Source organism: Streptomyces kronopolitis (genome assembly GCF_050953795.1).
Lineage (GTDB): Bacteria > Actinomycetota > Actinomycetes > Streptomycetales > Streptomycetaceae > Streptomyces > Streptomyces kronopolitis_A.
Genome location: NZ_CP191850.1, coordinates 380,746 through 394,645, shown reverse-complemented (window position 1 = coordinate 394,645; position 13,900 = coordinate 380,746). Strand labels below are relative to the sequence as shown.

General features: G+C 72.8%; 10 protein-coding genes. 5 read left to right on the top strand and 5 right to left on the bottom strand.

Annotated features, from left to right (window positions below):
* Positions 1 to 6 precede the first annotated feature (6 nt).
* A complete protein-coding gene (locus ACQP17_RS01520; RefSeq protein ID WP_433854548.1) occupies positions 7 to 774 on the bottom strand; it encodes an iron-containing redox enzyme family protein in 768 nt (255 codons plus the stop codon).
* A gap of 875 nt (positions 775 to 1,649) precedes the next feature.
* Here ACQP17_RS01520 and ACQP17_RS01515 point away from each other — a divergent pair.
* Positions 1,650 to 2,393, top strand: a complete 744-nt coding sequence (locus tag ACQP17_RS01515; protein WP_433854547.1) for a hypothetical protein — start codon at positions 1,650 to 1,652, stop codon at positions 2,391 to 2,393.
* 94 nt (positions 2,394 to 2,487) lie between these two features.
* Here the strand turns inward: ACQP17_RS01515 and ACQP17_RS01510 are convergent, their stop codons facing one another.
* Positions 2,488 to 3,594 carry an FAD-dependent oxidoreductase gene (locus ACQP17_RS01510; protein ID WP_433854546.1) on the bottom strand — a complete coding sequence of 369 codons (1,107 nt, stop codon included), beginning with the start codon at positions 3,592 to 3,594 and terminating at the stop codon, positions 2,488 to 2,490.
* A gap of 308 nt (positions 3,595 to 3,902) precedes the next feature.
* Here ACQP17_RS01510 and ACQP17_RS01505 point away from each other — a divergent pair, with 308 nt between their 5' ends.
* The 4 genes from ACQP17_RS01505 to ACQP17_RS01490 all read left to right on the top strand — a co-directional run bounded on the left by ACQP17_RS01505 (position 3,903) and on the right by ACQP17_RS01490 (position 9,003).
* On the top strand, positions 3,903 to 4,373 hold the full coding sequence (locus tag ACQP17_RS01505; RefSeq protein ID WP_433854545.1) for a nuclear transport factor 2 family protein: 471 nt from the start codon (positions 3,903 to 3,905) through the stop codon (positions 4,371 to 4,373).
* 242 nt (positions 4,374 to 4,615) lie between these two features.
* The gene (locus ACQP17_RS01500; RefSeq protein WP_433854544.1) at positions 4,616 to 5,320 is read left to right on the top strand and encodes a hypothetical protein; all 705 of its coding nucleotides are present in this window, start codon (positions 4,616 to 4,618) and stop codon (positions 5,318 to 5,320) included.
* Positions 5,321 to 5,516: 196 nt separating this feature from the next.
* Positions 5,517 to 5,774, top strand: a complete 258-nt coding sequence (locus ACQP17_RS01495) for a hypothetical protein (RefSeq protein WP_433854543.1) — start codon at positions 5,517 to 5,519, stop codon at positions 5,772 to 5,774.
* Positions 5,775 to 6,135: 361 nt separating this feature from the next.
* Positions 6,136 to 9,003, top strand: coding sequence for a LuxR C-terminal-related transcriptional regulator (locus ACQP17_RS01490; protein ID WP_433854542.1), 2,868 nt, complete (start codon positions 6,136 to 6,138; stop codon positions 9,001 to 9,003).
* Between the two features lie 10 nt (positions 9,004 to 9,013).
* Here ACQP17_RS01490 and ACQP17_RS01485 read toward each other — a convergent pair whose 3' ends face one another.
* From ACQP17_RS01485 to ACQP17_RS01475, 3 genes are read right to left on the bottom strand one after another with little or no spacing between them, the layout of a single operon-like run.
* Entirely contained in the window at positions 9,014 to 10,201 is a 1,188-nt protein-coding gene (locus tag ACQP17_RS01485) for a thiopeptide maturation pyridine synthase (RefSeq protein WP_433854541.1), read from the bottom strand.
* Positions 10,198 to 11,229 (bottom strand): thiopeptide-type bacteriocin biosynthesis protein, encoded by a 1,032-nt coding sequence (locus ACQP17_RS01480; protein WP_433854540.1) that lies wholly within the window; start codon positions 11,227 to 11,229, stop codon positions 10,198 to 10,200. Before ACQP17_RS01480 ends, ACQP17_RS01485 begins: the two co-directional genes overlap by 4 nt.
* Positions 11,226 to 13,844 (bottom strand): lantibiotic dehydratase, encoded by a 2,619-nt coding sequence (locus ACQP17_RS01475; RefSeq protein WP_433854539.1) that lies wholly within the window; start codon positions 13,842 to 13,844, stop codon positions 11,226 to 11,228. Before ACQP17_RS01475 ends, ACQP17_RS01480 begins: the two co-directional genes overlap by 4 nt.
* Positions 13,845 to 13,900: the final 56 nt, after the last annotated feature.

Genomic DNA, 13,900 nt, shown 5'->3' with positions numbered 1-13,900 from the left:
TCCCCGCTAGGAATTCAAGTCGCGGACGGCCTTGTGCATCGCGTTCCACATCTGCATCTGGATTTTGAGCGTCTCGTTCGCGCCATAGGCGATCTCGGCGACGTCGGCTTCGGTGTGGCAGTTGTTCTGGACGCACTTCTTGGCATCGGCGGCATGGCGTTCCTCGACGCCCTCATCGCCGACGTGGACGTTGAAGTAGATCTCGACGTTGTCGACGAACTCGGACTCGGGCTGCTTGTTGTTGCTGTTGCGGAACGCCGTGCGGCAGATCTGCAGCATCCGGTCGGCGTGGGACTCCAGGGCCATCGCGACGCCCAGCATGCGGTGGTAGTTGGCGCTGAGCAGCTCCAGGGTGCGCTCGCGGTACGCGAACGTCTCCGGGATGACCAGGTCGCTGTGGCGCGCGTCCTTCACGAGTAACGGCTCCAGGCCGAACTCGATTTTGCCGTGCAGGTTGTGGGCATTCTCCATCAGCACTTCATGGCAATGGGCGGCCTCGCCGTTCCCGGCCTCCTCGTTGAGGATGTAGGAGAACAGGACCAGCGTGTCACGGTCGTCGTGGGCTGCCGCCTGCGCACACACGTGGGCTATTCCCTTGACGGTGCCCTCGGTGCGCTGGAAGAAGTTCGCCCGGTGGAGGGCATAGGTCTCGGCGTTCCACGGCGAGTTCTTCAGGAACGTGAAGTACTCGTTGTCGTAGACCGGGTGCCGGTCCAAATCGTCTATCAGCGAAGTGACGTGATCGTGAAGTGTGGTTGCCGTGCTTGTGGTCATCTTGCTCCACCTCAGTTCACAGAGAGTGGATCGCGGTCGATAAGCAGCTCAAAATCGACGCAACAATCCACTGAAGAGATACTCAGGACGTTTTCGATCGCGCTGATCACTCGCACGAGCCATCGTGGCGGCCCTGCCGGCGAACTGCAAGAGTTCTCCGGCTCATTCATGCACTCTTGCCGTGAGATTCGTCCGGTCTGGAGGAAGAATGCTTGCTTCCTGTGGACGGAAGGAGGAATCGCTCATTCCCCTTGTGTGTCGCGCTGCGGCACCCAAAAGTGAGACCCGGGAAGAGCGATCGCGAATGCAGAAGCCCGAGGGACTCTCCCGGTGAAGGCGGACGGATTGCTGAACGTGTATCCACCCTCCAGGTGAGCCACGACGAGTATGCCAGCGTTCGGTCGTGCTCCATGATTGCGTAAAGGTTGATTCGGGGACAGTCCTTACCGGCCACTTGTCGGGAGCCGGAAAATGACCCATGGTCACGCGTCCGTTACCCGACCGGGAAGGAACTGCCGGGTAACCGGAATCGACAGTGCGGGGTAACCGACGGCCCCGAGGATGCGGGCGACAGCAGCTGCGGCAACGCTTCTCCGGAGAATTACCGCCCTGATACTCCGTCGCACCGGAGCCGCGTCGGGACACGACGACGGGCGTCGCCGGGGCCCGCCGGTCCCTGCATGCCCGGAAGTCATAGTCGGCTGGAAGTAGCAGTCTCGCCCGGGAAACCGCCCTGCGGGGGCGAGTTCGCCGGCGTCGGGGGCTTGTCCTGCTCGGCGCGCTCGTATGAGACGTTGAACGCTGCCCGCAGGACGAGACGAGCGTGGGTGTTCACCGGCAGCAAGAGCCTCCGGCCGGTGCGCCCAGGAGTAACCATGTCCATGTACCAACAGGGCGGCCGGACGCTGCCGCCCGAGGAGGCGGCTCGCAAGGCGCGCGTCGCACGTCTGCTGCGGCGCCTCCTCGCCGTGCCGTTCTGGGCGCTGCTGGCGCTCTTCCTCGTCTCCTGGCCGGTCGGGGAGGTCGACGCGGCCACCGGGTGGCACGTGGCCCGGTTCCTCGCGCCGCTACTGCTGCTCCCGATCACGCTGTTGTGGACGATGCCCACCACACGCGTGGTCGGTCTCTCCCCCTACCGGAACCGCCGTTTCCGTCCCGGGCCCGGCTGCCTCGTGGCATGCGGTTTCCTCTTCGGGGTGGTGGCCCTCTCCGCGGCCGCGAACATCCTCGCTCCGGCGCTGGTGCCGACCATCCCGGTGAACGCCACGGTCACCGAGTGCCACGCCGACGCCGCCCGCGAGGGCAGCGAATGCTTCGGCAGCTGGACCGTCAACCACACTCGCGAGAGGGGCCGGACGCTGCCGGTCACCGCCCCGCCCGGCAGTACGCTCCGCATCGACGTCAGTGAGGTGGACGGCGGCATCGCCTACGCACCGCTCTCCGGCGGCCGTCAGGTACTGGGCGTGGCGGTCGGTGCGGTCGGTGTGCTCGTGACGGGTGCCGGCCTGTACGAGCTGATCGCGACCCGCGGTCGGATCCGGCGGGGGCTCGACGACGTGATCGCGGGGCGCGCCACCGTACCGGCACGGGTCCTGGTGACGCGCCCCCGCCGGCGCTGACGAGCTGCGGCGCCACCGACACCGATACCGACACCGACACCGGAACCGGTCGGCGTGGATGCCCTGCCCGGTGCGGTCGCCGCAGCCTGCTTGCTCAGCCGTCCGTCGGGGGAATGAGGTCGTCGAGCACCCCGGCGCAGGCCGCGGCGGCCCGGGCCGAACGCGGCAGCACGAGGTCCTCGTAGGCGCGGACGGCGGCGTCGACGGTGGACTCGGTGAGGAGTGCCTGGGCGAGGTCGGAGCCGTCGAGCAGGGCGAGGTTGGCGCCGAGCCCGACCGGCGGCATCAGGTGCGCGGCGTCGCCCAGCAGGGTAATGCCGGGGACGTGTTCCCAGGTGTGCGGGACGGGCAGCGCGAACAAGGGCCGGTTGATGAACCCGCCGTCGTGGTGCCGCAGGAGAGCGAGCAGGCCGCTGTCCCAGCCGTCGAACATCTTCAGCAGGTGTGTGTGCACGGCCGCCGCGTCGTCGAGGTCCACGCCGGCGGCCACCTGCCAGTCCTGCGGGACGCGGAGCGTGGCATAGACGCGGAGGTGGCCGTTGCTGTTGCGCTGGGCGAGCAGGGCCTTGCCGGCGGCCGTCGCCAGCACGGTGCCGTTGCCGACCAAGCGGGAGAGGGCGGGATGGCGGGTGTCGCAGTCGTCGAGACCGGTCTCGACGAGGGTGACTCCGATGTAGTCGGGGGTGGCGTCCGACAAGGCGGGGCGGATGCGCGACCAGGCGCCGTCGGCGCCCACCACCAGGTCGGCGTCCTCGGTGGAGCCGTCGTCGAGGTGCAGGCGCCAGGAGCCGTCCCCGAGCGGGGTGGCACCGGCGACGGCGCAGCCCCACCGGACGGTGCCTTCGGTGAGGGCGTCCAGGAACAGGCCGCGCAGCTGACCGCGGTCGATCTCCGGGCAGTCGTCGTCGTGTTCGGGCCCCGAAATGGGCAGGACGGCGGTGGTGACGGGGTCTACCACGCGCCACACCTGGTCCTCGGGGCGGGCCAGGGCGCGGAACCGGTCGAGCAGGCCCGCCGCGCGCAGAGCGACCTGCCCGGTGCCGCCGTGGATGTCGAGGCTGCCGCCCTGGGGGCGCGCGCCGGTGGCGGCCTCCCGCTCGAAGACGGTGACGGTGCGGCCGTGGAGCTGCAGGATGCGCGCTAAGGCCAGGCCGCCGAGGCCGGCGCCGACGACCGCGATACGGGCGTGAGCGGAGTTCATGGTGCTGTCCCCTCGAAGAGGTGGAGGAGTCGCCGGAAGGCCCGGCGACTCCTCCAAGAAATCACAGTCGTCGAACGCGCGTCATCGGATTCTCGTGTTGCCGACACCGAGCCCACGGGGCGCCGGGAGCGCCGGAAGACCCGGACCATGTGGCCCTCCCCGGCCGTTGGTTCGGGCGATGGACGGCCGCCGCGAGAGGCGAAGCAGCCGTCCCCGTGAGGCAGACTGCTCGTCGTCACAGGCATGCAGGCTGCCCCGTTGGACTCATGGCAGCGAGTCGCGCACATCGTCCCGCCGGGAGGCACACCATGCTCGCGTCCCGCCACGAGTCGGCCGCATCGCCCTCGGGCCACCGGGCTGTGGAGAACCTGATCGCTCGCTACGCCGAACTCGTCGACGACGGCGACTTCGCGGGGCTCGGCGTCCTGCTCGCCGACGCCACCTTCACCGGCAGCGGCGCACCGGTGCATGGCCGCGAAGCGATCGAGCAGATGTTCCGGGACACGCTGATCCTCCACTCCGACGGCACTCCGCGCACGCACCACGTGACGAGCAACCTCGCGATCGAGGTCGACGAACAGGCAGGCACGGCGACCGCGCGTTCCTATCTGACCGTCTTTCAGGCGCTGCCCGATCTGCCTCTCCAGTCCATCGCCGCGGGCCGTTACCACGACCGCTTCGTGCGCCGTGACGGACGCTGGCGCTTCCTGGAGCGACGCGTCCGTATCCACCTCGTCGGCGAGGTGAGTCGCCATCTGCGCCGGGCCGTCGGGCGGTAGTCGCCGACGCGGCCCACGCACCATTCCGCCTGGGCCGGGGTGTGTGCACGGCGATCCTCGACGCGGGGTCTGGCGCGGCGTCAATTGATGTCCGAATGCGCCGAGTTGTTGACGTAATGCCTGATGGCGGCGTTACCCGCGCGTAGGTTCGGCAGTGGCGTACGGGAAAATGGAGGCATCCGATGCGGGGCCGGCATGCTTTCTCCGGTCCCGCTGCCTTTGCATGTCATGAGGAGTATCTGTTGAACCGCACCTCCACCGCCCGCATCCGACGTGTGGCGCTCGCCGCGGCTGCCGGCGCAGTGCTCGCGGCGACTGTCACCGCATGCGGTTCGGCCGACGGCGGCGGGTCGGCCGCGAGCGGCGACTCCGCCGCGTCCGCCAAGGCCACCGCGGAGGCGTCGAGCGGCGCGTCCCCGGACAGCTCCGACAGCGGCAAGGCGGCCGGTTCGTCGTCGAACGGGGGCTCGGCGGGGAAGGACCAGGCGTCTTCGTCGGGCGCCGGGTCGGCCTCCGGCGGCGGCAAGAAGGGGTACGGGCAGGCCTGCGGGGCCGACGACCTGAAGTTCTCGGCGCGATCCGAGACGCAGGCCGGCGGCTACATCCAGTTGTCCGCCCGCGCCAAGCCCGGCGTCACCTGCACGCTTCCCGGCGAGCTGCCCTCGATCTCCTTCGGGTCCAACGGCATCGAGGCCGGCAACGCCGAGCAGTCGGTCGGCCCGGCGATCAAACTCAGCGGCGCGACGACCGCCTACGCCGGGATCAACCCCAAGACCACCAAGGCCGACGGCGGCGTCGAGTTCACGTTCCTCATCGCGGCCATCGGCGCGTCCGACCCGAACCCGGCGAGCGTGCCCACCGGCTCCGTCACGGTCGACAAGCCCATCGTCACCAACTGGCACACCGCCCCCGCCGACGCCGTCCCCGGCGACGGTACGGACAGGTGACACCGCATCGGTGTCACGTCGCCCCGATCCGGTCGTCCGGGTCGGGGCGACGCCCGTTCGGGGCAGGCGTGCAAGTCGGCGCCGGCCTCGATCCCGCGCGTGACCTCCCCCGTCCGCACGATGACCTGCCCACAGATGCCGATCCGGTGCCGTGCGCCTGCCGCACCGCTCGTGGCGCAGGCGCTTAAATCGGAGGGTGACTACACAGCCGCAGCGCTTCAAGATCTTGTTGGTACCCGAGCACGTGGAGGGCGCGGACGGGGCCTACCTGGAGGACGCGGCCGTGCGCTCGGCGGTCGTCGAGGCCACGGGTGAGACGGGCGCCTCCGGCTACCCGCGCTACGCCGGGGACGGGATCGTGGCCGACGTCGACCCCCGTACGCGGACGGTCGAGGCGGTACTCGTCGACGGTGACGAGCTGGACTACGGGCTGTCCGCCAGGGTCATGTCCTGAGCGCGGGGTCGCCGATGAGCGGCCGGTCGTGACTCCGGGTCACATGGAGGGGTTGGGGGCCTCGCGCCTCGCCGCACAGTCCTGCGCGATCGAGTGTGGCCGATTCACCCCCGTCAGCACGCACTGCGGCTTGTCGCCCCGGGGGCGTGCGCGCATGCTCGGGACGCATGAGAGCGCTCCCGAGGAGTGGGTGACGGGGCCGGCGGACGTCGAGGTGGGCGCCTAAAGGCATCCTGCCATAAAGCATTTCTTTCAAGACAATTACGGAAGTATGCCCTTCATGCCTATCGCGCATCCTGTGGACTGATCGCCGGTTTTGTGCCGCGAGCAGGGTGGGACGGCCGGCGACCGGGAGGGGCTCATGGCGCTCGGGGAGATCGGCCGCAGGAGCGAGACGGCGCGGCTTCGTGCGGTGCTGGAACGGTCCCGCCGGGGCCGCGGGGCGGCGGCCCTGGTGGTGGTCCGCGGAGAGCCGGGGGCGGGGAAGTCGGCGCTGCTGGACGCGTGTGGAGCCGAGGCCTCCGCGGGGGGCTGCCGGGTGGCCGCGGTGCGCGGGACCGGGGCGGGGGAGCGGCCGTACGCGGCGGTCCATCGGCTCATCGCCCAGCTGCGGCCCGGGGACGGCCAATTCGTGGCGGACCGGCACTGCGCACCGGACGGGGACCCCGGCCCGGAGTGGGCCGCCGCGGTGCGGGCAGGCAGCGAGCCCGAGGCTCCCCTCGTGCTGTGCGTGGACGATGTGGCACGTGTCGACAGTTGGTCGCTGCGGTGGCTGCTGGACCTCTCCCGCACGGTGCCGCCGGCGCCACTGGCCGTCGTGCTCACGGACCGGATGTGCGGCGCCGGGGCCAGGGCCGTCGCCGCCCCCACGCTCGGCAGCGCCCACGCGCCCGGAGGCGTGCTCCTCACCGGGGCCGAGTCGATCGACCTGCCGGGGCTGCGGACGGAGGACCTGCCCGCAGCGGCCGCCGCGCGGTGCCGCGTCGTGCTCGACGCCCGGACCGCCGCGGTGTGCGGCGAGCTCACCGGCGGCAATCCCGCCCTCCTGCACGCCTTGCTGGCGCCGCACGCCGACCGCGCGCCCACCGAGGACGCCCTCCGTGCCACCGCGGCGTCAGGGGCTCTGACGGGAGCCGACCGGTGGCTGGCACCGCTCGGCGCGCCCGCGCTGGCCCTGGCGCGGGCGGTCGCCGTGCTCGGTGGCGGCGCCGAGGTCGCGGTCAGCGCCGAACTCGCGCACCTCACGGTCGAGGAGGCGCTCGCGGCCGTCGACCAGCTCGTGGACGCCTGCCTGCTGGCCAACCGCACGCCGCTGGCCTTTCGGCATCCGCTGCTGGAGGCGATGGTGCTCGGCAGCATCGCCGCCGGTACCCGGACCGCCCTGCACCTCCGGGCGGCGGCTCTGCTGCGCGACCGGCAGGCCGAAGCGACCTCCGTCGCCCACCACCTGCTCGCCACCGGCCCCGTGGGCGAGGAATGGGCCAAGCGCTGGCTGCGGCTGGCCGCGCGCCAGCTGGAGCGGGAGGGCCGGCCCCACGACGCGGCACGCTACCGGCGCTGCGTCCTGCGTGAACCCCTGCGTCCGCAGGAGAAGTTGGCCCTTCGCCGGGAACTCGCCGAGCTGTACGCCGTCATCGATCCCGAGCGGGCCGTGCACCTCCTGGACGAGGCCCGCTGCGAGGCGCATCCCCCCGGCATCGTCGTGGAGTACGCGCTGGCGCTGGCCGCGGTGCTGGACGGGTGCGGCCGGTCCGAGGACGCCGTCACCGTCCTCGACGACGCCGCCGTCCGGCTCGGACGCACTCCGCACGACGGCTCCTGGCAACTACGGCTGCGCCTGCACAAGGCATTCATCTGCCGGCGCGCCCCCCTGTGGCTGGCGCGGGCCGCCGATCCGGTGGGCCCGCTGACCGGTCAAGCCCCGCGCAAGGGCGTCGCCGGCCGGGAACTCGCGGCGCTGCGCGCGGTCCGTGCGGTCGACGCCGGTGCCGACCGGGCGGCGGCGGCCCGCTACGCCCGGCAGGGCCTGCCCCGGGGCGAGGGGTGCGGGTCGGCGACCCTGCTGTGGCACGCCTGCGGTGCGCTGGTGGCGGCCGGTGAGGTAGCCGAGGCGTGGACGCACTGCGGCCGCGGGCGGCAGGTCTCCGGCGTCCGGGCCGGCCGCTGGGACCAGGTCACGCCGGCACTGGTGCGCGCGACGGTGCTGCGGGCCCGGGGCGACCTCCATGCCGCCGACGCCACCCTGACCCCCGTGGCCGACCGTCTGCTCTCCCTCGTGGCCGCCGGGCACCCCTTGGCCGTGGTCGGCGTGTCGGCCCTGGCCGAGGTGCGGGCCCTGCGGGGCGCGACGGACTCGGCGCGCTCCCTGCTGGCCGAGAGCAGGCTCGACCGGCACCGGCTGCCGTGGCGGCGGGACTCGGCGTACGCCCTGGCCGCCCGGGCCGCGGTGCACGAGAGCGACGATCCCGGCCGCGCCGTCGAGGATCTGCTCGCGGCGGGGCGCCTCCTGGACGAGGCCGGGGTGCGCAACCCCGCGGTCCTCCCTTGGCGCTCCCGTGCCGCCCGGATCCTCGCGGCGTGCGGGGAGCGCGCACAGGCCGCCGCCCTCGCGGGAGCCGAGCTGGCGGACGCCCGCCGCTGGGGGACCCCGGAATCCGTCGGCACCGCATGGCACGCCCTGGCACTCAGCGAGACCGGGGAGCAGCGCATCGGTGCGCTCACCGAGGCGACCGGAGTGCTCGCCCAATCCTCGGACCGTCTGCAACATGCCGCGGCCCAGGCGGCGTTGGGGGCGGAGCTGGCCGCGGACGGCCGGGCGGAGGCGGCGCGCGCCGAGTTGCTCGCGGCCCTCCAGCTCGCCCATGCCTGTGGTGCCGATCCGCTGGCACACCGCGTCCAGAGGGCGCTGGGTCCGCTCCGGGCACGGTGTCTGGAGGCCTTCGCGCCCTCCGGGGCGCTTTCGGCCGCTGCCCGCCCCCGTCCGGCCGGTGAGGTGGCGCCCGCCGCGGTCCCGGAGCCCGGAGGTCACGCCGCCCACCCGCTGCTGGACAGCCTGACGCCGCAGGAACGGAAGATCCTTCACCTGGCCCGGGACGGCTACTCCAACCGTGACATCGCGGGCCGGCTGTTCGTCGCCGTCCGCACCGTCGAGTTCCATCTCTCCGGCGCCTACCGGAAGTTGGGCATCGCCGGCCGGCGCGAGCTCGCGGAGGTGTTCAGCGCCGGCTGACACCGGAGCCCTAACGGGTGTCCTCCGCCCATTCGGCGCCGATCCGCCGCCAGGTGGGTTCTTCCTGAGCGTCCGGCGCGGCGACGTACCGCGCGAAGCTGGCGGCGGCCGAGGTGCCGTGCACCGACTCCACGGTCCGCGCCGCCAGGTGGCACAGCAGACCGCGGTCCACGGGCGCCAGTCCCAGCCGGTTGAGGTGGAGGTAGAGGTAGTTCATCACCAGGCGGAACGAGGCGAACCACACGTCGTCGACGAGGAAGTCCCGGTGCCCGTGGTCGGACAGCAGGAGCGTGTGGAACTCGCTGAGCTGCCGCGTCGGCATGCGCGGAGCCAGCGCCGCCCCGCCCATCGACACCTCGCCCGAGGCGAGCAGCGGCTGCGCGAGGCGCTGATGGCGGCGCACGGCCCGCGCCCACTCCCGTACGAACGCCGCCCCGGTGTCCGTCGACTCGGTGTCCTCCGGCGCCGCCAGGGCCGCTTCCACCTCCCGCAACCGGGCGCTCAAGGCGGCTTCCTGCCGGTGGAACCGCTCGTCGAAGCGGGCGCGGTAGGCCACCGGATCGTGCGTGCGGGACAGGAAGGCGTCCGCGTGCGAGCGCAGCGACAGCACCCCCCGCTCGATCGGCGCCCCGCCGGCCTCGAACGGGATCGCCGCCGCGGCCGCCGTGGCCCACATCAGGTCCAGCGCCAGTACGGACAGGGGAGCGGTGCGCAGTCGCTCGTACATGCGGAACGTGAGGTCGGTGGTGTCGGAGAGGAAGCCCGCCAGCAGCTCGCCGGCGCGCAGCGAGCCGAGGACCTGGAGACGGTGGTCGTACGGGCGCTCCACGACCGTGTTGTCCGCCACCCACGGGACGAGCGGCCCCGGCTCCATCTCCAGCTCCGCGAGCCGTTCGTGCACGGGGGCCAGCGCCGCCCGGTCCGGTACGGCGGTGGACGGGCGCACCCGCAGGTAATCCGTGACCACGCCCTCCACCACGGGGCGCACCTGATCGCGCCATGTCGTCTCGTCCGTCAGGAAGTTGAGGCGCAGGTGGGGGCCGCGCAGCCAGTGCCGGCCGAACCAGCAGCCGCGCACCCGCGGCCGCACCGCGGCGAACGCGGGGCGTACCGCGTCGAGGATCAGCGCCGGCTCCGCGGCCTCGTCGTGGTGGTGGACGTGCAGGCCGTGCCAGGACACCTCGGCGGCCCCGGTCATGCCACGCCCTGCGCCTCGGGCAGTTCGGCCAGCACCCGCCCCACCAGGAACCGCAACTGGTTCTCCTGCCACAGGGTCAGTCCGAGCCGGTTGTTCACCAGGTGGGCGCAGCGCAACAGCACCAGGCTCGTCGCCGGGTGCGCGGTCGCCGGCAGGTCCAGCGGTTCCGCCAGCGGGGAGGCCGCCCAGTCGGCGGCGAACTCGCCGGACTCCTCCATGCGGTGCAGGGCGTCGCGCAGCCGCCGGATCGAGGCGAGCCAGAATCCGCGCTGGCCGGTCGCGGCGGGTTCGGCGGCCAGCTCCCAGGTGCGCCGGGCGCGCGCGTGCAACTGCTCCCGCTGGAGCCGGTAGCGCGGTTCGACGTCGGCCGCCTCGGGGCCGCTCCCGAACGGCAGCGGCGGACCGCCGTGCCGCGCCCACCGCTCGCGGATCTCGTCGCACAGCGCGAACACGCCCACCACCAGGTCGAACGCCAGCAGCGCCCGCTGCTCCACGGTGGCGCCCGCGGTGACCACCGACAGCGCCAGCCGGCTCGACTCGCAGAAGTGCCGCTCCACGGCCGCGATGGCGGCGCCGTGCCCGTAGTCGGCGTGCTCGCGCGCGTACGGCAGGAACTCCGCGGTGTTGTTGGCCCGCACCACGGCGTCGTGGCCCGCGCGGCCCTCCAGTCCGGCCAGTCCCCGCGCGACCTGCGTGAAGTGGGAGCGGTCCACCACGTCCGGGGCGGGGGACAGCGCCAGGAACGCGCTGATGCCACGCTCCACCGCCTCGGTGACCTCGGCGCGGTCGCCGGCGTGGGACGGCAGCAGACGCAGGCGCACATGGGGGCCGCCCTCCCAGTACCGCAGGAAGAAGTACCGCTGGATCAGCCCGTGCTTCTCCAGCTCCGACACCAACGGCTGCACACAGCGGGTCAGCAGCGCGTCCTGGTCGGTGTCGTAGAAGACGTGGGCGCACACCCAGTCCGCCGCGCGCGCGGTCGCCGGATCCAGGCGGAGGCCGTCGCCGTGTGCGTTCGTCATGCTCATCGTGTCCGTCCTTCGTTGATCTCGACGAGGAATTCGGTCACCCGGGGTCCGCTGTCGCCGTGGACCGGCATCTGCGAGGGGTCCGGCAGGGCCTCCTGGAGGAAGAGCACCTGGCCCGCGCCGGCGGCGAGCAGCCGCTCGAAGACGCCGACCAGCAGCAGATTGGCGAAGTCCACGTAGAGCGGCTTGCGGGACTTCACCCGCCACACGTCCCCGCTGACCACCGACCGCGGGTCGAGGGCACGCAGGAAGCAGCGCTGCGGCATCCCGTGCTCCGCCAGCCACCCGGCGAGCCGCAACAGCAGGGACCGGTCGCTCTCCCCCTTGCTGCGCCGCGGCAGGGCATCGGGCGGCAGCACCCATTGCCGGCGGCTGACCGTCGTACGGCCCACGACCACCCGCGGCTCCGCCAGGACCTCCCGCACCTCGGCGAGGGAGGGATCGCCGAACATCCGCCGGCCCGGGATCAGCAGATTGGACGTGGCGCCGAAGGCCTGCATCAGCAGGCGCAGCGCCGGCGGCAGCCACAGCTCCGCGATCAGGTTCGGGTGGACCGGCCGCAGCTCACCGGCGTGCCCGCGGGCGTGCAGGGTCAGCAGGCCGAGTGCCGCGTCGTGCCGCACCGACAGGTCGGCCAGCGGAATGCGGTGTTCCGCGCCCCGCAGGCTGCGCCCTCCCGGGTAGTCGATCTCCAGGGCCACGGCGGACGCGCGCAGACCCACATTGCTTCCGAAGTGCCGGCAGGTGTCGGCGTGGAGGACACCGGCGGGCGGGGGAGCGGTGTGCACGGCCGCTCCGCGCGCCGCGTCGGCGCCCGCCTGGGTGAGCAGCCGCCCGATCCGGTCACGCCCCCGGCCGTGCCCGGAGTTGACGGCGTTGACCACGAACTCGGGTGCGGCGCCGGCGCCCAGGGGCTGGCCGTAGTACGCCACGGAGTCCGGCGCCCGCATCCACCCGGGGCGGCGCGCGGCCACCGCGCGGAGCCGCTCGGGGGCGATCCGTGCCACTCCGTGCGCATCGGCCGGCGTGGCGCGGACCACCTCGCACAGGTCGTCCCGCAGTGACGCCAGCTCGCCCAGCCGCGGCAGCCGGTGCTCGTGCATCGTCCGGTAGCCGTGCACGGCGACGGAGAGCAGGGCGGGCAGCGCGGGGTCCTCACGCAGCCACGTCTGGACCTGCCGGTGAAAGGTCAGGAACGGCACGGTCTTCCCGGCCCCGACCCGCTCGGCGTACAGATCGGCGAGCGCGACCCGGCCGGGCAGCGCCGGGTCGAGCACGGCGTAGCAGTGCCGCAGGGCGTCCAGATCGCTCAGGACCGGATCCCACGCCCCCCGGTCCGGCCCCGACAGGGGCGCCGTCAGCAGGGCGTTCTCGATGACGCTGTTCTTTGCGGGCAGGCTGAGGTGATCGGCGCCGAGCAGATCCCTGATCCGTCGCAGCGTGCCCTCGACGGTGTGGACGGCGCGCATCCGGTGCGCCGGATCCGTCATCGCCGGGTAGTCCGACAGCGTCGCGGCGATCACGGCGAGTTCCCGCTCGACCCCGACCAGCTCCGGGCTCGTCGCCCCGGCCAGCCACGCGCGCAGGTCGGCGACGTGATCGAGGCTCTGGTCGGCGAAGGGCCGCTCGGCCTCCAGCAGGCCCAGCTCCTCCAGGCGCGCCAGGTACGCGGTGGCGGTGGCCGGGTCGCTGCCGGTGCGGCGCGCGACGGCCCGCGCCGCCTCCTCGCGGGTGGGCCGACTCTCGCGGACCACCTCCACGCACACTTCCACCGCGGCCGCCCCGGGCAGCGTACGGAGCGGCTCCTCGGCCCCGGCCCCCAGGAACTGCCAGCCGTCACCGGTGCGCAGGGCGCTGGGGTTGAGGCGCAGCCTGCCGCGCCCGGCGAGTTCGGGATGGCCTTCGAGCCTGCGGACGACCTGCTGGAGGACCCATACGTTCAGCTCGGCGACCGTACGCACCTCCGCGCCGGTGGCCGCCCGGCCCGCCTCGCCGTCGCTCCAGGTCCCCAGGCCGCTCGCGGTGAACGTGCTGAACGGGCTGGTCTTCATGGTCACCCGCCCGAGGTACTTCGCGAGCCGCAGCGCCAGCGAGCGTTCCGGGGCCCGCTCGTCGGGGTGCGCGAGCCATTTGCGCACCTCGGCGAGGAGCACCGGGCTGCTCAGCACGAGACCGTGCTGGAACCCGGGATCGGCGGCCGCCTTGCGCAGCAGCGTGTGCCGGGTGCGCAGGTGGTGGGCGATCAGGTCGTCGAGCAGGGCCAGCGCGTCCTGATGGCCGGCGCGCAGCGTCGCCCAGAGGTCCACCTCGGCGACGAGGGCGGACGGCAGCAGCGCGCGCACGCTGTCGTTCCAGTGCCGCTCGGTGAGCGGGCGGCGGTTGTGGATGGCCCGCCGCACGGCCACCAGGAGGGGTTTGCCGGCACCGGCCCGCCCGATCTGCTCATACAGGAGACCGGACAACTCGGCTGCCAGGCAATCCAGTTGGTGCTCCGCGTCGCGTACGGACTCGACCTGGCGCCACATGTCCGGCGAGCGCATGTCCTCCAGGGTGTGCGCGGGCAGCCCGCCGATCCGTACGCCGAAGGCGTCCGATGGTGAGAACTCCTCGGTCATGGCGGACTCCCGTCACGGAAGGTGCGGAGGGGCGGATGTGGGCACGGCGACGTCGG

Excerpts from the sequence above, each read along its gene's own strand:
- ACQP17_RS01520 (WP_433854548.1), bottom strand. The coding sequence starts at position 774 with ATGACCACAAGCACGGCAACCACACTTCACGATCACGTCACTTCGCTG.
- ACQP17_RS01515 (WP_433854547.1), top strand. The coding sequence starts at position 1,650 with ATGTCCATGTACCAACAGGGCGGCCGGACGCTGCCGCCCGAGGAGGCG.
- ACQP17_RS01510 (WP_433854546.1), bottom strand. The coding sequence starts at position 3,594 with ATGAACTCCGCTCACGCCCGTATCGCGGTCGTCGGCGCCGGCCTCGGC.
- ACQP17_RS01505 (WP_433854545.1), top strand. The coding sequence starts at position 3,903 with ATGCTCGCGTCCCGCCACGAGTCGGCCGCATCGCCCTCGGGCCACCGG.
- ACQP17_RS01490 (WP_433854542.1), top strand. The coding sequence starts at position 6,136 with ATGGCGCTCGGGGAGATCGGCCGCAGGAGCGAGACGGCGCGGCTTCGT.
- ACQP17_RS01485 (WP_433854541.1), bottom strand. The coding sequence starts at position 10,201 with ATGACCGGGGCCGCCGAGGTGTCCTGGCACGGCCTGCACGTCCACCAC.
- ACQP17_RS01480 (WP_433854540.1), bottom strand. The coding sequence starts at position 11,229 with ATGAGCATGACGAACGCACACGGCGACGGCCTCCGCCTGGATCCGGCG.
- ACQP17_RS01475 (WP_433854539.1), bottom strand. The coding sequence starts at position 13,844 with ATGACCGAGGAGTTCTCACCATCGGACGCCTTCGGCGTACGGATCGGC.